Annotated in this window: 22 protein-coding genes and 1 tRNA gene; 15 read left to right on the forward strand and 8 right to left on the reverse strand. The window is 52.6% G+C overall.

The genetic code is table 11. The features are described from left to right. Positions 1-18: 18 nt before the first annotated feature. From ftsH to NM686_RS05010, 6 genes are all read left to right on the forward strand, one after another. A complete protein-coding gene (ftsH, locus tag NM686_RS04985; protein ID WP_255186782.1) occupies positions 19-1,941 on the forward strand; it encodes an ATP-dependent zinc metalloprotease FtsH in 1,923 nt (640 codons plus the stop codon). 69 nt (positions 1,942-2,010) lie between these two features. Beyond that, positions 2,011-3,351 carry a phosphoglucosamine mutase gene (gene glmM / locus NM686_RS04990; protein WP_255186783.1) on the forward strand — a complete coding sequence of 447 codons (1,341 nt, stop codon included), beginning with the start codon at positions 2,011-2,013 and terminating at the stop codon, positions 3,349-3,351. Positions 3,352-3,405: 54 nt separating this feature from the next. Next, positions 3,406-4,152 (forward strand): triose-phosphate isomerase, encoded by a 747-nt coding sequence (gene tpiA / locus NM686_RS04995; protein ID WP_255186784.1) that lies wholly within the window; start codon positions 3,406-3,408, stop codon positions 4,150-4,152. Between the two features lie 22 nt (positions 4,153-4,174). Then, the gene (secG, locus tag NM686_RS05000) at positions 4,175-4,573 is read left to right on the forward strand and encodes a preprotein translocase subunit SecG (protein WP_255186785.1); all 399 of its coding nucleotides are present in this window, start codon (positions 4,175-4,177) and stop codon (positions 4,571-4,573) included. 9 nt (positions 4,574-4,582) lie between these two features. Then, positions 4,583-4,667: transfer RNA gene (locus tag NM686_RS05005), tRNA-Leu, on the forward strand. A 176-nt stretch (positions 4,668-4,843) separates the two neighbouring features. Further along, a complete protein-coding gene (locus tag NM686_RS05010; protein WP_255186786.1) occupies positions 4,844-6,100 on the forward strand; it encodes a tyrosine-type recombinase/integrase in 1,257 nt (418 codons plus the stop codon). Positions 6,101-6,666: 566 nt separating this feature from the next. Here the strand turns inward: NM686_RS05010 and NM686_RS05015 are convergent. The 4 genes from NM686_RS05015 to NM686_RS05030 are packed head-to-tail and all read right to left on the reverse strand — an operon-like array spanning position 6,667 to position 11,141. Further along, positions 6,667-7,440 carry a CpsD/CapB family tyrosine-protein kinase gene (locus NM686_RS05015; RefSeq protein WP_255186787.1) on the reverse strand — a complete coding sequence of 258 codons (774 nt, stop codon included), beginning with the start codon at positions 7,438-7,440 and terminating at the stop codon, positions 6,667-6,669. A 16-nt stretch (positions 7,441-7,456) separates the two neighbouring features. Beyond that, positions 7,457-9,202 (reverse strand): hypothetical protein, encoded by a 1,746-nt coding sequence (locus tag NM686_RS05020; protein WP_255186788.1) that lies wholly within the window; start codon positions 9,200-9,202, stop codon positions 7,457-7,459. A gap of 1 nt (position 9,203) precedes the next feature. Then, positions 9,204-10,508, reverse strand: coding sequence for a porin family protein (locus tag NM686_RS05025; RefSeq protein ID WP_255186789.1), 1,305 nt, complete (start codon positions 10,506-10,508; stop codon positions 9,204-9,206). Positions 10,509-10,523: 15 nt separating this feature from the next. Continuing rightward, a complete protein-coding gene (locus tag NM686_RS05030) occupies positions 10,524-11,141 on the reverse strand; it encodes a polysaccharide biosynthesis/export family protein (RefSeq protein ID WP_255186790.1) in 618 nt (205 codons plus the stop codon). A gap of 277 nt (positions 11,142-11,418) precedes the next feature. Here NM686_RS05030 and NM686_RS05035 point away from each other — a divergent pair, with 277 nt between their 5' ends. The 5 genes from NM686_RS05035 to NM686_RS05055 are packed head-to-tail and all read left to right on the forward strand — an operon-like array spanning position 11,419 to position 14,210. Continuing rightward, positions 11,419-11,778, forward strand: coding sequence for a HopJ type III effector protein (locus NM686_RS05035; RefSeq protein ID WP_255186791.1), 360 nt, complete (start codon positions 11,419-11,421; stop codon positions 11,776-11,778). Continuing rightward, positions 11,768-12,823, forward strand: a complete 1,056-nt coding sequence (locus NM686_RS05040; protein ID WP_255186792.1) for an NAD(P)/FAD-dependent oxidoreductase — start codon at positions 11,768-11,770, stop codon at positions 12,821-12,823. Before NM686_RS05035 ends, NM686_RS05040 begins: the two co-directional genes overlap by 11 nt. Then, positions 12,798-13,376 carry a class I SAM-dependent methyltransferase gene (locus tag NM686_RS05045; protein ID WP_255186793.1) on the forward strand — a complete coding sequence of 193 codons (579 nt, stop codon included), beginning with the start codon at positions 12,798-12,800 and terminating at the stop codon, positions 13,374-13,376. The genes NM686_RS05040 and NM686_RS05045 overlap by 26 nt, the downstream gene beginning before the upstream one ends. 41 nt (positions 13,377-13,417) lie before the next feature. Then, positions 13,418-13,729: a pyrimidine/purine nucleoside phosphorylase gene (ppnP, locus tag NM686_RS05050; RefSeq protein WP_255186794.1), complete on the forward strand. Its 312-nt coding sequence runs from the start codon at positions 13,418-13,420 to the stop codon at positions 13,727-13,729. A 7-nt stretch (positions 13,730-13,736) separates the two neighbouring features. Further along, entirely contained in the window at positions 13,737-14,210 is a 474-nt protein-coding gene (locus NM686_RS05055; protein ID WP_255186795.1) for a LabA-like NYN domain-containing protein, read from the forward strand. Positions 14,211-14,515: 305 nt separating this feature from the next. Here NM686_RS05055 and NM686_RS05060 read toward each other — a convergent pair whose 3' ends face one another. After that, complete coding sequence (locus tag NM686_RS05060) at positions 14,516-15,028, reverse strand: outer membrane protein assembly factor BamE (protein ID WP_255186796.1); 513 nt, start codon at positions 15,026-15,028, stop codon at positions 14,516-14,518. A gap of 115 nt (positions 15,029-15,143) precedes the next feature. On the opposite strand from NM686_RS05060, the gene fur reads away from it, so the two are divergent. From fur to lolD, 3 genes are read left to right on the forward strand one after another with little or no spacing between them, the layout of a single operon-like run. After that, the gene (gene fur, locus NM686_RS05065) at positions 15,144-15,560 is read left to right on the forward strand and encodes a ferric iron uptake transcriptional regulator (RefSeq protein WP_255188571.1); all 417 of its coding nucleotides are present in this window, start codon (positions 15,144-15,146) and stop codon (positions 15,558-15,560) included. Positions 15,561-15,571: 11 nt separating this feature from the next. After that, on the forward strand, positions 15,572-16,819 hold the full coding sequence (locus NM686_RS05070; RefSeq protein ID WP_255186797.1) for a lipoprotein-releasing ABC transporter permease subunit: 1,248 nt from the start codon (positions 15,572-15,574) through the stop codon (positions 16,817-16,819). Continuing rightward, positions 16,812-17,489, forward strand: coding sequence for a lipoprotein-releasing ABC transporter ATP-binding protein LolD (gene lolD / locus NM686_RS05075; RefSeq protein WP_255186798.1), 678 nt, complete (start codon positions 16,812-16,814; stop codon positions 17,487-17,489). The genes NM686_RS05070 and lolD overlap by 8 nt, the downstream gene beginning before the upstream one ends. Positions 17,490-17,527: 38 nt before the next feature. Here lolD and NM686_RS05080 read toward each other — a convergent pair whose 3' ends face one another. Continuing rightward, positions 17,528-18,043 carry a DUF2062 domain-containing protein gene (locus tag NM686_RS05080; protein WP_255186799.1) on the reverse strand — a complete coding sequence of 172 codons (516 nt, stop codon included), beginning with the start codon at positions 18,041-18,043 and terminating at the stop codon, positions 17,528-17,530. 73 nt (positions 18,044-18,116) lie between these two features. After that, entirely contained in the window at positions 18,117-18,464 is a 348-nt protein-coding gene (locus NM686_RS05085) for a hypothetical protein (RefSeq protein ID WP_255186800.1), read from the reverse strand. Between the two features lie 458 nt (positions 18,465-18,922). Between NM686_RS05085 and NM686_RS05090 the strand changes: the two genes are divergently transcribed. Next, positions 18,923-19,621, forward strand: coding sequence for a hypothetical protein (locus NM686_RS05090; protein WP_255186801.1), 699 nt, complete (start codon positions 18,923-18,925; stop codon positions 19,619-19,621). Positions 19,622-19,881: 260 nt separating this feature from the next. Here the strand turns inward: NM686_RS05090 and NM686_RS05095 are convergent, their stop codons facing one another. Next, the gene (locus NM686_RS05095; RefSeq protein ID WP_255186802.1) at positions 19,882-21,180 is read right to left on the reverse strand and encodes a PepSY-associated TM helix domain-containing protein; all 1,299 of its coding nucleotides are present in this window, start codon (positions 21,178-21,180) and stop codon (positions 19,882-19,884) included. Positions 21,181-21,290 lie beyond the last annotated feature (110 nt).

A 21,290-nucleotide genomic window follows, 5' to 3' on the forward strand; every position in this document is an offset into this window, starting at 1 on the left:
GCGCGTAAATTGAGCGACATGATGAAAAATTTAGTGTTGTGGGTTGTCATCGCAGTGGTGTTGATGGCGATATTCAACAATTTCGGTTCGAGATCGATTCGAAGCGACGCCACGTTGTCGTATTCGCAGCTGATCGATGCCGTGAAGGCAGGGCAGGTACAGCAGGTTGCGATTGCGGACAATACGGTCAGGGGGCGCATGCAATCGGGTGACAAGTTCAAGACCTACATGCCCAACGATCCGCATTTGATCGATGATTTGTTGGCCAATGGGGTTGAAATCGTCGTGCAGCCGCCGGAAGAACCTTCGATGCTGATGCAGATCTTTGTGTCGTTTGGGCCGATTTTATTGTTGATTGCGGTGTGGGTGTTCTTCATGCGGCAGATGCAAGGCGGGGGTGTCGGTGGCCGTGGCGGAGCAATGGGCTTTGGCAAGAGCAAGGCCAGGATGCTGGATCAGGATCAAAACAAGGTGACTTTCGCCGATGTGGCGGGCTGCGATGAAGCCAAGGAAGAAGTTCAGGAAATGGTGGATTTCTTGCGCGACCCGGCCAAATATCAAAAACTGGGCGGCAAAGTGCCTCGCGGCGCGTTGATGGTCGGTCCTCCGGGTACGGGTAAAACCTTGCTGGCACGGGCAATTGCCGGCGAGGCCAAGGTGCCGTTCTTCACGATTTCCGGTTCGGATTTCGTCGAGATGTTCGTCGGTGTCGGTGCCTCACGGGTGCGCGACATGTTCGAGCAAGCCAAGAAACATGCGCCTTGCATCATCTTCATCGATGAGATCGATGCGGTCGGCCGTTCGCGTGGCGCGGGTCTCGGCGGCGGTAACGACGAACGCGAACAAACCCTGAACCAGTTGCTGGTCGAAATGGACGGTTTCGAAGGTCACGAAGGCATCATCGTCATTGCCGCGACCAACCGTGCCGACGTTTTGGATAAAGCCCTATTGCGCCCCGGCCGTTTCGATAGACAAGTGGTGGTCGGTTTGCCTGATGTCAGGGGGCGTGAGCAAATTTTGAACGTGCATTTGAAAAAAGTGCCGGTCGCCGATGATGTCAAAGTCAAATACATCGCCCAAGGTACGCCAGGTTTCTCCGGCGCGGACTTGGCCAATCTGGTCAACGAAGCGGCCTTGTTCGCGGCGCGCTTCAACAAGCGCTTGGTCAGCATGGTCGATCTGGAAAAGGCCAAGGACAAACTGATCATGGGTGCGGAAAGACGCTCCATGGTGATGGACGAAAAAGAAAAGAAAATGACCGCCTATCACGAAGCCGGCCATGCCATCGTTGGTCGCCTGGTGCCCGAACACGATCCGGTTTACAAGGTCAGTATCATGCCGCGCGGTCGCGCGTTGGGCGTGACGATGTTCCTGCCCGAACGCGATCAATACAGTGCCAGCAAATGCAAGCTGGATAGCATGATTTCGAGTTTATATGGTGGTCGTATTGCCGAAGAATTGATTTTTGGCTGGGAACAAGTCTCCACCGGTGCTTCGAACGACATCGAGCGTGCCACCGAGCTGGCCCGTAACATGGTGACCAAATGGGGCTTGTCTCAACGCCTGGGGCCTTTGGCGTATAGCGAAGAAGAGGGCGAAATCTTCCTGGGTCGTTCGGTGACGCAACACAAGTCGGTCGCGGAAGAAACCGCGCATACCATCGATGAAGAAATTCGCTCCATCATCGACAAAAACTATGAGCGCGCGGAAAACATCCTGAAGGATAACATGGACATTCTGCACACCATGGCGGACGCGCTGATGAAATACGAAACCATCGATAAATATCAAATCGATGACTTGATGAACAGAAAACCAGTCAGAGAGCCCAAGGGCTGGGATGATACCCCGACTCCGCCTACCAGCGATAATGCGGAAGTGGAGCCTTGGGCGAAAGGTGGCAACGACCCATTGGTTGATGGCACAGCCGAACACGGTTGATGGGTGAATCATTGAGAAACAGAGAGACTTCGGTCTCTCTTTTTTTTGGAAAAAGGAAAGTAGATCTTTATGGCTAAAAAATATTTCGGTACTGATGGCATTCGTGGCAAGGTCGGCGAATATCCGATTACGCCTGATTTCATGCTCAAACTGGGTTGGGCGACCGGGCGTGTGTTCGCCAAGGAAGGCAATGGTTTTGTGTTGGTTGGCAAGGACACGCGCATATCGGGTTATATGTTCGAAGCCGCGCTGGAAGCCGGGCTTTCCGCCGCGGGCGTGGACACGCGCATGTTGGGACCCATGCCAACCCCCGGCATTGCCTATCTGACTCGGACACTGCGCGCCAAGGCCGGTATAGTCATCAGCGCGTCGCACAATCCTTATTACGATAATGGCATCAAATTCTTTTCGGTCAACGGCACCAAGTTGCCAGACGAATTGGAGCACCAGATCGAGAAATATATCGATATGCCGATGACCACGGTAGAGTCGGCCAAGCTTGGCAAGGTGAAGCGGGTTAGCGATGCGGCTGGTCGCTATATCGAGTTTTGTAAAGCCACTGTGCCGGCGCATCTCGACTTCAAAGGCATGCGCATCGTCATAGATTGTGCCCATGGGGCAACTTATCACATCGCGCCGCATGTATTCAGCGAAGTGGGTGCGGAAGTCGTGATGATCGGCGGTGAACCCGATGGTTTGAATATCAACGACGAATGCGGCGCCACCAAGCCAGAATATCTGGCGGCCAAGGTATTGGAATATCGTGCCGATTTGGGTATTGCGCTGGATGGTGACGGCGATAGGGTCATCATGGTGGACCATAAGGGTGAAATCGTCGATGGAGACGAGTTGATATACATCATTGCCAAATCCTTCCATGACAAAGGTAAATTATCCGGGCCAGTAGTTGGTACTTTGATGTCCAATCTGGGTATGGAGCATGCATTGAAAGCCTTGGGTATTCCATTGTTTCGCGCCAACGTCGGCGACCGTTATGTGATGGAATTGCTGATGGAGAAAAACGGCATGCTGGGCGGCGAAGGCTCGGGCCATATCATTTGTCTGGATAAAACTACCACCGGAGATGGCATTGTGGCTGCATTGCAGGTGCTGGCTGAAATGCGGCTTGCCGGCAAGAGTCTGCACGAACTGAAATCCGGTATGGAGAAGTATCCGCAAGTTTTGATCAATATCCGAACAGACAAGAAGGTCAAGCTCGATGAAATAGAGGGTGTCAAAAAAGCCGTGGAAGCGGTGGAGAAAAAGCTGGGTGACAAAGGGCGTGTCTTGTTGAGATCGTCCGGTACCGAACCGTTGGTGCGGGTCATGGTGGAAGGCGTCGACGCGGACGAGGTTGTTAGGTATGCCAACCAGTTGGCCAACGATGTCAAGAAAGCAATCGCGTCTTGAACTTGAACTCAGCAGGGTTTATCATAAGCGGCTTTATTTGGCTTGGAGTATGTGATGCGTCAACCTTTGATCATGGGAAACTGGAAAATGAACACCTCTAGGGAAGAGGGTGTGCAACTGGCTAAAGCCTTGGCCGAAGGCCTGGGTAGCGTAGCTCAGGAAGTTGCCGTTTGTGTTCCATTTGTCTATTTGTCGGATGTTAAAAACGCATTGGCGGGCTCACCCATTGCTGTAGGCGCGCAAAACGTGGCCGATCAGGCATCTGGCGCTTACACCGGCGAAGTGTCCGCAACCATGTTGGCGGATTGCGGCATTAAATATGCGCTGGTAGGCCACTCGGAAAGACGTTCTTATTACGGCGACACCAATCAAAGCGTAGCGAACCGTTTTTGCCAAGCGCTGAAACAAAACGTTATCCCCGTGTTGTGCGTCGGTGAAACCCTGGATGAGCGTGAGCAAAACAGAACATTTCAAGTTGTCGACGAACAGTTGGACGCGGTCATCGATGCCGCTGGCATCGAAGCCTTTGGCAAAGCCGTGATTGCTTATGAGCCCGTTTGGGCGATTGGTACGGGCAAAACCGCAACCGACGAACAAGCACAAGAAGTTCATCAGTACATCCGTCAGCGCATTGCTGAAAGAAGCGCAGCCGTTGCCGAAAAAGTGCAAATTTTGTACGGCGGTAGCGTAAAACCCGATAACGCCAAAGGCCTGTTCGCGATGCCAGACATCGACGGCGGCCTAGTCGGCGGCGCTTCGCTGGATGCAAAAGGCTTCCTGCAGATTTGTCATTCAGTTTAGTATTTTTTGCTTTAGGATCAATATGCTGTATCAAATTATTATTGTTATACACATCCTGTTAGGAATTGGGATTATCGGTCTGATTCTGATGCAGCAGGGTAAGGGCGCCGATGCGGGCGCGGCTTTCGGTAGCGGCGCATCGGGTTCTGTCTTTGGTGCCCAAGGTTCGGCGTCGTTTCTGTCGAGATCGACAGCTATATTCGCCACCTTGTTCTTTATCACCAGCCTGGGGCTTGCCTTCTTGAGCGGTTATCAAGGCAAGAAAACCGACATCATTTTGGACACTCCGGCAGCGGAGCCAAAAGTTTCCGACGTGCCGTTGTCTCAGAAAGCGGGTGATGATTCCGTGCCGGTGGTGAAATTGCCCGAAGCGCCAGCGATCAAAGAAGTGGAACCTTCAGTTCCCGCTAAAGCGCAATAAAAAAATAAAGCCGACGTGGTGAAATTGGTAGACACGCCATCTTGAGGGGGTGGTGACGCAAGTCGTGCCGGTTCAAGTCCGGCCGTCGGTACCATATATGGGGTTAAAGAAGCCCAAAGAAGTACAAAAACCCGCAAACCGTAAGGCTTGGCGGGTTTTTTTGTGTCCGAAGCGGTGCATTGAAATCTAAGGAAATACAGCAAAATTTGTTGTACTGAGAGTTGTACTGGTAAATTATTGTTATCTCAGTACAACATTCGGTGCAACAACATGGCTATCAATATCAATAAAGACGCGGTTTACAGGGCAGCCAAACCACAGAATAAGGACTACAAAATTAGCGATGGTGGCGGACTGTCACTACTTGTTAAAACTGATGGAACAAAACGTTGGCTTTTTTATTACCGGTTTAATGGTAAGCAAAACACATTCGGGCTTGGCATCTATCCCAATACCACTTTGGAAAATGCCAGACGACAATCGGAAGAAGCGCGGAAACAAGTTGCTGATGGTATCAACCCAGCGGAAATTCGCAGCGCTGTTAAAAAGGCTAAACAAATTTCCAAGTTGAACGAAGAACGAATTGAAGAAGGTTTGCCGATCTTGGGTAGTTTTGCAGATGTTACTCGGAAATGGCTGGATTCTATTTCGCATCTGACAAGCGCCACAACACACAAAAAGAAAACTAGCAGAATCGAGCGTTTAGCGTTCCCGTTATTGGGCGATAAGTCGATCAAGGAAATAAAATCTGCAGATGTGCTGGCAGTCTTAAAGCCTATGATCGACAAGCAGCAACTTGAAACGGCGCATCGATTACATGCGGAAATCAGTTCGATATTTGCTTATGCCATTGTGCATAATTTCACCGAATACGATCCAGCGCAACCCGTAGCCAAGCAGATTCCGGCGCAAAAGGTAAAACACCGGGCAGCCATTATCGATCCTAAACAGGTAGCGCAGCTTTTGCGGGATATCAGCAACTATCAAGGGACGTTTGTGGTGCAATCGGCTTTTAGATTATCGCCATTGTTGTTTCAACGACCTGGCGAAATTCGGCAAATGCTTTGGTCAGATGTCGATTTGGTTTCTCGCGAATGGCGACCCTACATTAGCAAAACCGATTTTCATCATATTGTGCCTTTATCGACGCAAGCCATAGCTATTCTGGAAGCAATTCAGCCTTTTACCGGTGGCGGGCAATATGTGTTTCCGTCAAGCCGTGGTGATGGGCGGCCAATGTCTGATAACACTATCCGCACGGCGCTTAAATCGCTTGGTTACGATTCGGACGTAATGACCGCGCACGGATTCAGAACCACGGCCTCAACCTTACTTAATGAACATGGTTGGTCACCGGATGCGATTGAGCGGCAATTGGCCCACGCGCCACGCGATCAAGTACGGGCGGCCTACAACCGGGCACAATATTTGGACGAAAGGCGTCGGATGATGCAAGCCTGGGCTGATTACCTGGATAGCCTCAAGGCAGGGGCGCAAGTGATACCTATTAGCAGGACAGTGCAGTGACATAAGCTATTCAATAGAAAAGCCATGCAAATACGCTAAGTGAAGGGAAGTGTGTATCACTCAAGCCTTGGGAGTTTTCTGGCCATCTACTTTGATTCTATCTCTCGTGTATCCACTGAAAAATATTAGACTTGGTTTGCCAGGTTGTGAGCGCTGGACTATAGTTCCGGGTTTTTGCTGTATTGGTTAAGTTTCGCTGGAATGTAGCGATCGGATTTTTGGAGTAAATATGGAATCAACATCTCAAGCGAATGAAAACAATGGCGAGAGTACAAGCATCAGCTTAAGTGAGCTTGTCATTGATGGATTGAATTGTTCCTGGCAAACCTAACAGCCGCTTGCAGCAATATCGGCTGTCGGATCAGGGCCGGAAATTTGCGTTAGACTGAGGTTTTAACCATGACATTAGACAGCGCTGAAAAACGCCAAGGTTGCCGTAAAAATTAGACAAGCAACAGTGAAGGAGCGAGACATTTGTATCTATTTGGCTTATCGATATTTGTCTGATACGCCAGCAATGCTGGCACTTGCCTTCCAGCTTTTCACGGCTTCCGTGCTTTCATGGCTCAATCAAACCTTATCTTGTTGTCGGTGGCCTTGTTGAAGACAGTGCCGAGTACGTTGGTGTCTTTTAGCAGTTCGGCGGCATGTTTCAATTCGTCGGTTTTGGTATGGCCTTCTTCGATGACCAGCAGCACGCAATCGACGTAAGGCGAAAAGCCCAGGGTGTCGTCGTGCGACAAGATGGGCGGCATGTCGAAAATGATGATGCGCGAGGGGTAACGGCTTTTTAATTCGCCGACCAGGCGTACCATTTTGGGCGAGCGCAGCATTTCCGTCGAGTTCAGCATGGGTTTACCGGTGGGCAGTATCACCAGACGATCGATGCCCGGATTGATCAGCATCGTGCTGATTTCGGTGTCGCGCAGCAGATAATCGCTCAAGCCGACTTCGGCCTTGATGCCGAACAATTGGCTGATGGCGGGGTTTTGGAAATTGGCGTCGACCAGTAGCGCGGTTCTGTCCAGTTCCATCGCGATGCTGATGGCCAGATTGGCGGCGGTCAGGCTGTTGCCGCTTTGCGTGCTGGTGCTGGTGATCGCTAGGGTTTTCCATTCCATCGCATCCATGGTTTGCAGGCAGCGGGTCCGCAGCATGCGGTAGGATTCCAGCCATTTGCCGGCGGGGAAGGCCGAAATGATGCGGTTTCTTTTTAACAGATCCTTGTCCGGCGTATGTACCCTGGTCTGGCTATAGGCGATATTGATGCCATCGCTATTGGCATCGACGTCGGTCGAAGGTTGTTGGCTTTTATCTGCAAGGGTTTGAATCGAATTCATGGCTAATCTCGGTCAATTATAGGGTGCCAGTCACGCGGAGCAGTTTGTACCAAAACACGTCCAGCGGCATGATGACGAAATGGAATACGGTCACGGCGATAATGCCCGCGATCGACAGGCCCATTAGCAACAACAGGCGGCGCCGTTTCAGGGCCAGGTTCTCTTGCTGGCTCTCCAGATAGGGGATGGTTGCCAGTGGCGCCACGCCCAAAATATTGGCGATGGTTTTTTCGCTGTGTATCGTGGAGTCCATCATTTCCGCCAACGCCACCGAGCCGAAGCCGCCGGCGATCGCCAGCACAAAACCCAGGAACAGGATGGCGATTCGATTCGGACTGACGGGTTCCAGAGGCTCTTGGGGCGGGTCGATCAAGGTGAAGCGTTCGCCTTTTTTCTCGACTTCCAGTTGCTGGGAAATCTGCGCTTCCATTTCGCGCGCGCTAACTTCCTGATAGCGTTGGTTGGTGTTGTTCAGTTCCTGCACCAGATCCATGTAGTCTTTTTCGACCAGCGGCGCCTGCATCAGATTGCGGCGTAGTTCCTCGATTTTCTTTTTGATCTGCTCGCGGGTGAAGGCCAGTGATTTCAGGTCGGCGTTGGCGGCTTCCAGTTGCGATTTCAGCGTGATATAGGCCGGGTTGTCCGGTTCCAGGCTGCTGTTGGCGTATTCGCTTTGCCGGGATTCGACCATGGCTTGCTGCAAGGAAGAAACCTGCCGCTGCAGTTTGACGACATCGGGATGTTTTTCCGAGTATTGTTTCAGCAATACCGCCAGTTCGGCTTTTTTCTCGGTCAATTCGGCGTTCAGCTTGTTAAGGTCGGTATTCGAGCCGATTTCCTTTTGCAGGGATTCGATTTCCTTTTTGACCTTGAGCACATCGGGATGATTGTCGGAATAGCGGGCCAGCAGCGACGGGTATTGCGATTGCAATTCCTTCAGGCGGTCTTTCATGTCGAATACCCGGTTGCCGACGGCATTGGTGGCCAGTGCGTTGGGATCGATCTGGGCCAGTTGGCCTTCCAGATAAAATCGTCTTTCTTGCGCGGAGCGTTCTTGGCTATCCAGGCTCAGCAACTGGTTGTTCAGCGAGGTCAATTCCTGCTGATTCAACTGATTGGCTTCCGGCAGTTGATGCAGATTTTTTTCCTTGAACTCGGCCAGCGTGGTTTGCAATTGCTGGATCTTGTCTTTCAGGCGGCGGGCTTCCTCGCTGAGGAACATCGCCGCGTTTTCGGCCGATTGGGTTCTGGATTTGATGTTTTCCTTCAAAAACAAAGAGGTCAGTTCGTTGGTGACTCTTTGCGCCAGGGCAGGGGATTCGTCATCGAACGCCAGCGAGAAAGCGATGGTGGCCTTGGTCGGCGCGCCGCTGCGCGGGTCGATCACGTCGGCGCTGATGGTTTCTACCTTGATGCTTTTGCGCATCTTTTCCAGAATTTTTTCCTCGGTTTCGGTTTTGCGATCATCTGCGTACAGGTCGTATTTTTTGATGATGTCGACCAGATTTGAGCGCGACATAATGCGCTGGCTGATGATCTGTATGCGCTGGTCGGCAAAGGTCGTCACGGTGGATTTGACCAGTTCCGACGGAATTTCCTGTTCTTCGATCAGGATGGTGGCCGATGAGCGGTAAACGGACGGCAAGACCACCGCTAGGATGACGCTGAGCAGGGCGATGACAATAAACGGAATGATCAGGAATTTGCGGCGTATCTTGACTATCTTCAGATAATCCTTGATGTCGGGTGTTTGATTTTCCACGTTATTTCACCTGCCGATTGATTTGTGGTTGATAAGAAAATGTGAGCTGTAGGTTGTTGCTGATGGCCGAATCATCCAGGAAATCATAATCCTGTTGGCGATAGGAATAGGATAATTCCAAGTTGATGTCCGGCGTCCAGCGCCAGCGGATGTTGGGTGTGACCGACAGGTAAGTCCTGTCATTGCTGGCACGGCCCCTGTTGAAAGTCGATGTCGATTCGGATTGCAGGTAGCTGGCGTTGATGCCGGCGCTCCAGCGCTCGCTGAGGTTATAGCGCAGGTTGCCCGCAAAGGTGGTCGATTGTTGCTGGTTGCCGGAGCTGGAGGGATTGAGCTGTTGCCCGGCGCTGAGGGAAATATCGCCCCATTCGGTTTTTCGGTTTAAGTTAGCCGAGAAGACATGGCCGCTGGCGCTGCTGGTGTCGTTGAATTCCTGCGAGGAACCGGTGAAAAACGCCGGGTCATAGCTTACCGTTTGGCTATAGCGGGTTTTGTTCTCCGTATCCCGCATACCGGCTGACAGCGAAACCTGGGTTTGCTCGTCGAACAGGTATTGCAGGCCGGCTTGATAAAACCATGTGGTCGAGTTCTGCTCGTAAATGGTGGCAACGTTTTGTTCCAGCGGAATGCCGAAAAAGTTGAATCTGGTATTGGTCGATGAGTCGCTCGAGGAATTGAACTCGGAATAAGCCCCCGTCAGGTTGAAACTCAAACGTTCGGAATAGGTATGGATGAAGGTCGCCGTAAACTGTTGATTGTCGTAGTCCGAATAGCCGAGGTTGTCCGCCAGCGCCGGGGTGCGGTCAAAGGTCACGTCGACGTAGTTATAGCCCAGTTGCAAGGCGTTGCGTTCCGTGAAGTTATAGGTGAAACCGGGCGAGATCGAGCGCGTCGTGCGTGGAACCTGGACTTGCAGGTTGCCCGAGCCGTCCAGGTCCAATTGGGTGTTGATGGACGATTGTTCGGCGTATTGCGCAGCCAGATCGGTCTTGAAGCGCTCGCCGTTGAATTGATGGTTGATGTTGCCGATTTTCTCGGAAAAGTCCAATTCGGAATCGCCGTGGTAAATCAGCTCGTTCCATTTGAAATTGGTTCTCAAGCTTTGATTCTCGGCCAAATAGCCCAGCAACACGCCGGGCGACAGCGTCGTGATCAGATTGTCGCGCGTTGGGGTGATCTGCATGCGCAGGTTGTCGGTGTATCGCTCGCTCGCACTGAAATCCGGTTCGAACAGCCATTCCAGCGCCTGGCTGTTATGGCTAAACAATACCATCACTGGCAGTAAAAACTCCGTTTTGATCTTCATAGAGGGTAAGCTCTATTAAGGTACCGTAATGGTGTCTCCGGGCTCCAGCAGGATGTTTTGTTCGAGATCCTCGCCTTCGATGACGTTGCTGTAATCGAACGGGAATACCTTGATTTCGTTGCCAACGCGGCGCTGAATGCTGATGCTGCTTTCCTTGGCAAATACCGTCAGGCCGCCCGCCAAACTCAAGGCTTGCAATACGTCTATGCGCCTGCCGGCAAATACTTGCCCCGGTTTGTTGACCTTGCCGATGACGAAAATGGCATTGCCTTGGTTGTTTAACAGCTTGACGCTTACGGAGGGATCGGCGATGTAGTCGGCCAGTTTTACCGTCAACAGTTCCTTGAGATCGTTGATGGTGCGGCCGGCGGCGGTAATCGTGCCTATCAGCGGATAGACGATATTGCCGTCGGGGCCAATCAGGAATTGCTGTTGTTGCAAGCCTTCCTCTTTCCAGACCGTGATTTCCAGGCCGTCGCCTGGGGATAGCAGGTAGGTGGCCAGGTTTTCCGGGTCTTTCAGTATGACGACTTCCGGTGCCGGCTGGGGTTGAGCGGGAGAAACTTCGGATTCGGCCAGGGCCAGGTTGCTAACTAAACATGAAGCAAAAAAAAGATTAATCAGCTGTTTCAAAACGTATTCCTTTTAAATGTTGATCTGTTATCCGTACTGTCTTTACAGGATAACAATGAGAAATCCCTGGTGTAAAGATGAAATGTAAGCCTAATCTCAAGGTATCGGCAGGCGTGCCAAGCGGAAAAAACCGAAGCTTTTCACCCCAGAATCAACCCCGGAGCGCAATGGCTTTGGTTATTGCTTCACCGGCCGATCCTTTTGTTGGGTTGACTTGGTTTAGGATGTGATTATATGCCACCAAGCTTTATAATCAAAAAATTTTAGGAGTAACTCTATGATGCTAAATGATTTTATCGAACGCGTTAAAGCCGGTCAGGCCGTTGATTTTCAAGACACCATGGCGGTGATTGCCGCGCATTACGACTATCAGCCCGCCGAATTCAGCAATGGTATTGAGGAGCCCTTGTTGAATGAAGCCGGTCGCAACGAAGGTTCCTGCAAGATTTTTGCGTTCGCCCAGTTGCACGGGCTGGATCAAGCCCAAACCTTGACCTTGTTCGGCGATTATTACCGCAAGGATGTACTGGAAAATCCAGCTGGTAGCGATCATCAAAACATCCGTCATTTCATGCGTGACGGCTGGGCCGGCATACACTTCGAATCCGCGGCCTTGACGGCCAAGCATGCCGCTTGATGCGTTGATCGTCGGCCAGGGTTTGGCCGGCAGTTTGCTGGCGTGGGAATTGATGCGCCAGCAATTTAGCGTCATGGTCGTCGATAACGGTATCGAGAATGCCTCGCAGGTAGCGGCCGGTCTGGTCAATCCGGTGACCGGCCAGCGTCTGGCCAAAAGTGTCGATGTCGATACCTTGCTGCCGGCGGCGTTGGCTTGTTATCGGCAATTGGCCGAGCAATTCGGGCAGGAATTCTTCGTGGCGTTGCCGATGCTGCGGATTCTGCAAAACGCGCGCGAGCAGCGGGTCGCCGCGCAACGGCTGCAGGATGTCGCCTATCAGGCGTGGCTGCGGTGGCATGCGGACCCGGTTGCGGGTTTGAATAGTCCCTTCGGCTTATTGGCGCAACAAAATACCGGCTATCTGCGTACTCGTCCCTTGCTGGAAGCATTGCGCAAGTTTTTGATCGAGCATGACAGTTATCGGCAGGCGCGATTCGATTACGCCGAACTCGAATTACAGCCGGTTCTGGGTTGGCGGGATTTGCGGCCCAAGCATGTCGTGTTTTGCGAAGGCCACCGGGCGCTCGATAATCCCTGGTTTGGCCAGTTGCCATTTCAGCCGGCCAAGGGCGAGATTCTCGGTTGCCGCGCAGAGATACCGTGTCGGCAATGGCTATGGAATTTTGGTTACTGGCTGATTCCGCAAGGCCAGGGAGAGTTTCGGCTTGGGGCGACCTTTGAGCCCGGTAAAATCGACACCCTGCCAAGCAAGGAGGCCAGGGTGGTTCTGTTGCGGGCGCTAGCAGAGGTTTGCCCTGCTTTGCGCTCGGTCGAGGTGGCCAGTCATCAAGCCGGCGTGCGTCCGGCGACGCTGGACAAACGGCCTTTCGTCGGTCCTCACCCTCGTTATGCACATTTACACATATTCAACGGTTTCGGCGCCAAAGGCAGTTTGGCCATCCCCTGGCATGCCCGCCGTTTTGCCGACACGCTGAAAGCACAAACACCATTGCCACTTCACAGCCATGTCCAACGCTATGACGAAACGTATTTCCCTGGCTGAGATCGCTCACGACAACGTACGAGAGCATTTGCGCGTCGGCGATACCGCAATAGACGCGACCGTGGGCAATGGCCATGACACAATGTTTTTGGCGCAATGCGTTGGCGAATCGGGGCATGTCCATGGTTTTGACATTCAAGCCCAGGCGTTGCATAAAACCCGGCAACGCCTGCAGGCGGAAGGCTTGCAGGATCGCGTCAGCTTGCATCTGGCGAGTCATGCGGAAATGGCGTTGCGGGTGTCGCAGGCTTGCAGGGGGCGTATCCAAGCGATCATGTTCAATCTGGGCTATTTGCCCGGCGCGGACAAAAGTCTCATCACCCAGCCCGATAGCACGTTGCCGGCTTTGCAGGCGGCGTGCGGCCTGCTGGTCCCGCAAGGCATCATCACCGTGATGGCGTATCCGGGGCATGCCGGCGGTGACGAAGAGACGATGTTGGTCGAGCAATGGCTTGGCCAGCTCGAAAGCGAGCGTTATCAGGTCGGAACGATTTTCAGCGCTCATCACCAAGCCAGCGCGCCGCGACTTTTTGTGATTCGAAAATGGGACTGATCTGATATGATGCGCAGTTTTTTCAGCACAAGTCAGGCATCATGTCAGAATTCAAAAACGTCAACATCGTCAAATTAGCCAACGTGTATTTCGACGGCAAAGTCAACAGCCGCACCATCATCTTCGCCGACGGCAGCAAAAAAACCCTGGGCTTCATGCAGCCGGGCGAATATACCTTCAATACGTCCGAGCCTGAATTGATGGAAATTTTGGCCGGCGAATTGGAAGTGCAATTGCCGGGTACCGACTGGCAGACGGTTCAGGGCGGCGAGTCGTTCAATGTGCCGGCTAATTCAGCATTCACAATGAAAGTCAAAACCGCGAGTGATTATTGCTGCTCGTTCTTGAGATAGGCGCGGCATGCAAAAGGTAGCGATTTTTGCCGACGTGCAAAATATCTATTACACCTGTCGGCATCGCTACCAAAGACATTTCAACTACGGTGCCTTCTGGCAGCGGGCGACCGCGAATCGGCAGATCGTCGCGGCATTCGCCTATGCGATAGACCGCGGCGACAGCAAGCAGCGCGGTTTTCAGCAAATTCTCAAGGACATCGGTTTCCAGGTCAAACTCAAGCCCTATATCCAGCGCAGCGATGGTTCGGCAAAGGGCGATTGGGACGTCGGTATTACCCTGGATGTACTGGAGATGGCGGAGCAGGTCGATGTGGTGATCTTGTTGTCCGGCGATGGCGATTTTCAGTTGTTGCTGCAAAAAGCCCGCGATCGTTATCGGGTGGAGTCGGAAGTCTACGGTGTGCAGGCTTTGACCGCGCAGGGCTTGATTCAGGCCGCCGATCGTTTCGTGGCGATCGAGGAAGGTTTGTTGCTTTAGCATTCCGTGCAAACTGACTTCCGCATTTTGCTCCCTTACCCTCGCTGCCATTAAGCCAAGCCGGAACGACGTGTTTTTTTAACTTAACGCTCATGAAGCTGGTTATCGCCCTGGCAAATGAAAGTTCTAGCTGTAGGAGCGACGCATAGTCGCGAATTGAAGCCATTTATCGCGACTGTGCGTCGCTCCCACAATGGCTTTCAGCGTAATGATAATGTCCCTTGTCCTGGGGTAAAAAACGCCAGCGTATTCGGCAATAGCTAAAGCCATTGCACGGCTGAAGTGAAAAAGCTTTGGCTTTTCCGCTAAGGCGTCGGCGCGCCCAGTTCCTCGGTGGTGGCGTCGTCCGCTGGCTTGGCCGCTGGTTCTGGGGCGCTGCTGGATGCGTCGCCGCCGAACAGGCTGGTGATCTTTTCCCACATCGTGGTTTCGAGGTCCCGCTTCGGTAAATCGATGGTGGTTTCGGTCGATTCTTTCATGATAGGCATGGTGCTGGGGCGGAAATCCCCCTGCACGCCAACCAGATTGTCACCGTTGAAGTAGAGCGATACGCGTTTTTGTACCCGTGCCTCGCCGCCGGGTTGCTTGGAATAGAGATAATCCCAGCGCTGTTCGTGAAAGGTGTCCGTCAGCATCGGCGAGCCCATGATGTACAGCACTTGCCGCTTGGTCATGTTGGGGCGCAACTGATCCACCATGGCTTGGTCCACCATGTTGCCTTGCTCGATATCGATGGTATAAACACCGGGCAGGTTGCTCATGATGGTTTCGCAGGCGGGCAGCGCGGCAACGGCAAGCAGAAAAACGGCTTTTTTCATGGGGTTGACGTGAAATTTGACTAAAAACGATGTGGCATTATCCCATAATTCGATCAGCGGCTCGGGGCAAAAAACGCTACAATGCGCTGCTCAATCGCTTGAAGAGTATTTGGTTATGGAAACACAGGAATTACGCAACGCCGGCTTGAAAGTCACCTTGCCCAGACTCAAAATTCTGGAAATTCTTGAAAAACAACAGGACGACCGGCATCTTTCCGCCGAAAAAGTTTACAAAATCCTGCTGGCGGAGGGCGAAGAGATCGGTCTGGCCACGGTCTATCGCGTGTTGACACAGTTTGAAGCGGCCGGCTTGGTCAATCGCCATCATTTCGAAGGCGGCAACTCGATTTTCGAACTGAATAGCGGCAGTCATCACGACCACATGGTGTGCATCAAATGCGGCAAAGTTGATGAATTTACCGATGAAGTCATCGAAAAACGCCAGGAAGAAATCGCCGAGCGCTTGGGTTATACCTTGACCGAGCATAGTCTTTATCTATACGGCTATTGCGCCGATTGCAAACGCCCTTAATCACATTCCGCATGTTTAAACCCCTGATTCTCTACATCGGCCTGCGCTATACCCGCGCCAAGCGCCGCACCCAATTCATCTCTTTCATCACGCTGACCTCGATACTCGGTATCGCCCTGGGCGTGACGGCCTTGATTACGGTTTTGTCGGTCATGAACGGTTTCGAGGCCGAATTACGCGAACGCATTTTGGGCATGACGGCCCATACCACCATCAGCGGCCGCTTCGGCCAATTGGAAGACTGGCAAAATCTGGCGGAGCGCACCAAAAAAATGCCGCATGTGGAAGGTGCGGCGCCCTTCACGCAGGGCCAGGTCATGGTCAATGCCGACAGGCAGGTGAGCGGTACGATGGTGCAAGGCATTTTGCCCGAATACGAGCCTCAGGTTTCCGAGGTGGCCAGTAAAATGAAAATCGGCAAACTGAGCGATCTGAAGCCGGGTGAGTTCGGCATTGTCCTTGGCGCGGAACTGGCCAATCATCTGGGCGTGTTCGTCGGCGACAAGGTGACGGTGATTACGCCGCAGGTCAATTCGACGCCGGCCGGGATTTTGCCGCGCTTGAAGCGCTTCACCGTGGTGGGCGTGTTTCAAGTGGGCATGTATGAATACGATCGCAACATGGCGATGATCCATCTGGACGATGCCGGCAAACTGTTCCGCATCGAGCCGGCCGTGTCGGGCTTGCGCCTGAAACTGGACGACTTGTTCAACGCGCCGCTGATCACGCAGAACATGGCCGACGCGCTGGGCAGCGAATACCGCGTCAGCGACTGGACCTTGGCCCACAGCAACTTTTTCCGCGCGGTGCAAACCGAGAAACGCGCGATGTTCATCATCTTGCTGCTGATCGTCGCCGTGGCGGCGTTCAACATCGTCTCGACGCTGGTCATGGTCGTGACCGACAAGCGCGGCGACATCGCGATTTTGAAGACCCAGGGTTTGACCAATCGCGCGGTGATGGGGATATTCATCGTGCTGGGTTGCGTGATCGGCAGCATAGGTACCTTGCTCGGCACCTTAGGCGGGGTGGCCTTGGCCTTGAATGTCGAAACCATCGTGCCTGCCATCGAAAAAGCCTTTGGCGTGCAGTTCATGGCCGCCGATGTCTATTACATCAGCGAAGTGCCCTCCAAATTGATTTGGCTGGATGTTTATTGGATAGCTTGCGTGGCGTTTTTTCTGTCCTTGCTGGCGACCTTGTATCCGGCCTGGCAGGCATCCCGGATCAACCCTGCGGAGGTGCTGCGTTATGAATAAGCCCGTGATTTTGCAATGCCAACAACTGACCAAGCGTTATGCGCAGGGCGATTTGAATGTCGAAGTCTTGAAAGGCGTGGATTTGACCATACAGGCCGGCCAGCGCGTCGCCATTATGGGTGCGTCCGGCTCGGGCAAGAGTACCTTGTTGCATTTGCTGGGCGGTCTGGAGAAACCGACATCCGGCAATGTGATTCTGGATGGCTTTGATTTGAACAAGATCGGTTCCGCCAAATTGAGCCGCTTGCGAAACCAATCGCTGGGTTTCATCTATCAATTCCATCATTTGCTGGGCGAATTCACGATGCTGGAAAACGTGGCGATGCCTTTGCTGATCGGCAATCTCCCCATCAAGCAAGCCCAGCAGCAAGCCACTGATTTATTGAAGCGGGTGGGCTTGGGGCATAGGATAGAGCACAAGCCGGGCGAGTTGTCAGGTGGCGAACGTCAACGCGCCGCGGTGGCGAGGGCCCTGATCAACAAGCCCAAATGCGTATTGGCCGACGAGCCGACAGGCAATCTGGACAGTAAAACCGCCGATCAGATTTATCAATTGATGCTGGAATTGAATCAGGAATTGCAGGTCAGCTTCCTGGTGGTGACCCATGACCCGGATTTGGCCGGGCGCATGGATCATGTGTTGCATATGGAAGATGGCTTGATCGTTTGATGACAGGCGAAAGCGGAAAACTCTTTCGACTTTCGCCTTTAGGCTCTTCCTTTGGCTTTTTGGCGCACGTTCCAACGGTGGGTGACGTGAACACGCCAAAACAGCTTCATGCCGAAATAACCCAGCGCGGAGCAGCTTATGCCCAATACCAGGCAGCCCAATAAAAACGGGCCGCCGATATCGGCCATATGGGAAAACACGGTATCCAGCGAGAATTCGCTGTCAAAATGCGGTTTGTCCAAAAGCCAGATGCCGAGGCGATAGGCGAAATAAAACAACGGCGGCATCGTGATCGGATTGGTGAGCCATACCAGTGCCACCGAAATCGGTAAATTGGCGCGGACGAATAACGCCGCCGCCGCCGCCATCGCCATTTGTGTCGGGGTCGGCACCCAGGCAAAAAACAAACCCACGGCAAACGCCAATGCGACCGAATGGCGGTTCAAATGCCACAGATTGGGATCGTGCAAGCGGTCTCCCAAAAAGTGCAGGCTTTTTATGGATTTGATTTTGTCGGGATCGGGTATGTACTTTTTTATTATTTTTTTCGGCATTGCACTACTCGTCAGCAAACACTAAAACTCGATTCTAACAGGTTTTACCCGGCTCGATAGTCGGGCACCGGCGCTATTTTTGTTCCAGCGCCTTGCTGGCCGCCTTGGCTTCGGCACTGAGCTTTTCCAGCTTCCCGCGAAAATCCGTCTGTACCTGATTGGCGCTATTGGCAATCAGTTGATTGTCGGTATTGGCCTCTTTGACCAGGCATTCGATATAAGCGCGTGATTTTAGCTGCCAGTCACTGATTGCGACGAGGCTTTGGTTGAAGGCTGCGACGCTGCCGGCATCGAGAATCGGTGCCGGCGGATTGTCGCCGCAGCTGGTGGGCGACCATTTGCCGTCGCTAATGGAGCCGGCGCAAACGGCACAGGGCGCGGCCGCCATGATGATGGCAGCTAATAAGAAATCGGTTTTCATACGCATAATTTTAACGACCATGAAAGTGTTGCAATACCTCGGAAAATGAAATCCTTGCCGCTGTCGCGTGCCCAACAAGCAACCGCGGCCTCACCCTGGCAAATGAAAGTTTTCTGTAGGAGCGACGCCTCGTCGCGACAATAGACTTCGCATCGTGACTGTACGTCGCTCCCACAATAACTTTCAGAGTAACGCTCATGAAGATGGACATCGCCCCGGCAAATGAAAATAGTCTTCAGGGTAAGGTTGCTTGCCGGACAGGCCGCCGTGAATACATCCATGTAGGCTCGACGGCGGCATTCTTGCCGCCGACGCCTGTCCAACAAGCAACCGCACCCTCACATTTTGCTACTTTCAGAGTAAATATTTTGAAACTAGGGCTAAGATTAAGGGGCGCTTGTCATTCATAAACGGTAGGTTTGATTGTTAAATTTATATGTTGAGCTCAACTTGCCTTGATGTCTATTTATAACCACAAAAAAGAGGGTGTGTTTGAAATGAAAAATTTGCTAACTACTGCGTTGTTGTTTACAGGCTTAATCTATGGCGGCAGCATTGTTCAGGCTCAGACCGCGCCTACGGGGTGTCCCAAAGGCTTGCAGCGAGCATCTGTCAATTTAACGGTGTCATTTAGCCCTAGAACCGACGGAAGCTGTCCTTTACTTCAAGACAAGCAACTTCGAAACTTGGTTAATAAGTATGCCGTAGATAAGGTTTTTGCCTATCCGGCGGTTCCTTGCGTTTCATCAACGAATCCCGTCACTGGAACAATCACTGTAGACGGGATTACCTATCCAGTCACGGGGGCTTCTCAATCTGGGCAAGTGATATCTGGAGCACTTGCCGCAGTCGATCCAAACAACGCAGGCGTTCTTTTGACAGGCCTAAGCAGTTCAAATGCCCCCTTTGCAACTGGCGTTGCTATGACTGTGCTGACGCTTACTGCCAATAACAAGAACCTAAGATTTGTTTCAAATGACCGTTTTGCGATTAATCCGGTTGAACTAACCGATTACGAGGAGTTCGATCTCATTGCCCTTGATGGAGGCAGCGTGGTCGGACAACTGACCGGCACTGGGCAAATTAATGGCGACCCATTTGGCAATTTTGAAGCCGAAATGACGGTAACGGGCACTCCTTGCGTGAAACTTCCCTAAAAGCATTAGTCAAACCGACTACTCGCCTATCGCCGCTGAACTGGCAGGAATGTGTGGGAAATAAGCTCGACAATGGTCGGTGCGAATTCATTCGACTATACGGATAAATCCGCACCTACACCGAATATTTGCATAGCTTATTTCATGTTCATTCCCAAGCAACCAGTTCAGCCCTTTATTTTTTGATTTAAAAAAATTTTGGCACGCACTACACCCTTGACTGTCAGAGTAGTGCTCAATTTTGCCGGTTTGCACGGCGCTCAACGAGGCAGGTGTTTGAATTCCGCCCATTTCGCTTGTAACCACCGCTGCGCCAGGGATAATCGTGGTCGGAGTATGTGCCAGCTTGCGTTTGTAAAATGGATGCTTTGCTGCCAGAGATAACGACTCCCATTTTGTAATGGCGCAATCAAGTTTATTGGTCTATCTTGGATCAAACCTTGGCGATATAGCCAGTGATAAATTCCGCTTAGCCATAGCGTTAACGGCATCAGCCCGATGAAAAACCATAGCAGGCGGCCTTTGGCGCCAAACGCTTCGCCGGTATGCAATGGCCATTGCCAGGTAGTGAAGGTCTGGCCAGCGGAAAATTGACTGGGGTTGTTCACGCTGCGTATTTGACCGCTCCAGCGGTCCACCCAAACCGTCGTGAAAGGGTGATGTTGGTTGAGCTCTTTGGGCTGGCGCAAGTTGATGCGATAAGTGCCGAGCTCGCCTACCGGCGTGGTGATGCGGCGAACTTCCGAACTGGGAAACAAGCCGCGGGCGACCAAAACCGCCTCGGCGATGCTAATGGGCCTGTCATTCGGGACCGCCGTGCTGCGCACGTTGGGTCCTTCGTCGCCGTGGCCCATGCCGGCGGAAGCGGTTAGCGCCTCCAGCAGGTTGGGATAGGCCAGATGAAAGCCGGTGAACGCCAATAACAGTAAAAAAACGGCGCTGAATAGGCCCAGTAAACGATGCAGGTCCATCAACAGACGCATTAAACCGGCATCGTGGCGCACCTTGAAGGCTTGAGCCAGCCGAGCACGCTCCGGCCACCACAAATAGACGCCGCTGGCGACCGACAGTGCCAACAAGGGTGCCAGTACCGCCAAGATGTTTCGGCCACCGGATCCCAGTTGTAGATGGGTGTGCAGGTCCAGTAGCCAGGTCGTCAGCGTCGCGCCCCAAAAGCGGCTGTCGATGATTTTGCCGGTGTAAGGATCGATCGCGACCATCAACGGCGCGTAAAACTTGTCCACGCTTTCGCGCGGTTTTTCGAACCAGGCCGTGATGACGTCGTTTTCGCTGCGCGGCATTTCCAAGGTCCAGGCGCCATGCCGATTGGGATGGGCTTTGCGTACTTGGTTCAGAATCGTGTCCAGCGGCAAAGGCTGGTCTTGCGGGTGTTCGATGCTCAGTTCGGGATTCAATAGCGTATCGATTTCTTCCCGATAAACACACAGGCTACCGGTCAAACCGATTAACGCGAACAGCAGCCCGAAAATCAGGGCCAAATAGAGATGAACTTGCAGCCAGACGCTGCGGGTGAACAAACGGCGATAGGGAAAGGGCATGAGGTAAAGGATGAACAATATTGGATCGAAGCGTTTTTTACAGTTTAACCCTGGAACCAGGCAAGCACAAAACGCCTGTCATTTCGAGCATGAGGTATGAAGCGGATACA

The organism is Methylomonas rapida, assembly GCF_024360925.2.
In the GTDB taxonomy this organism is placed as follows: domain Bacteria; phylum Pseudomonadota; class Gammaproteobacteria; order Methylococcales; family Methylomonadaceae; genus Methylomonas; species Methylomonas rapida.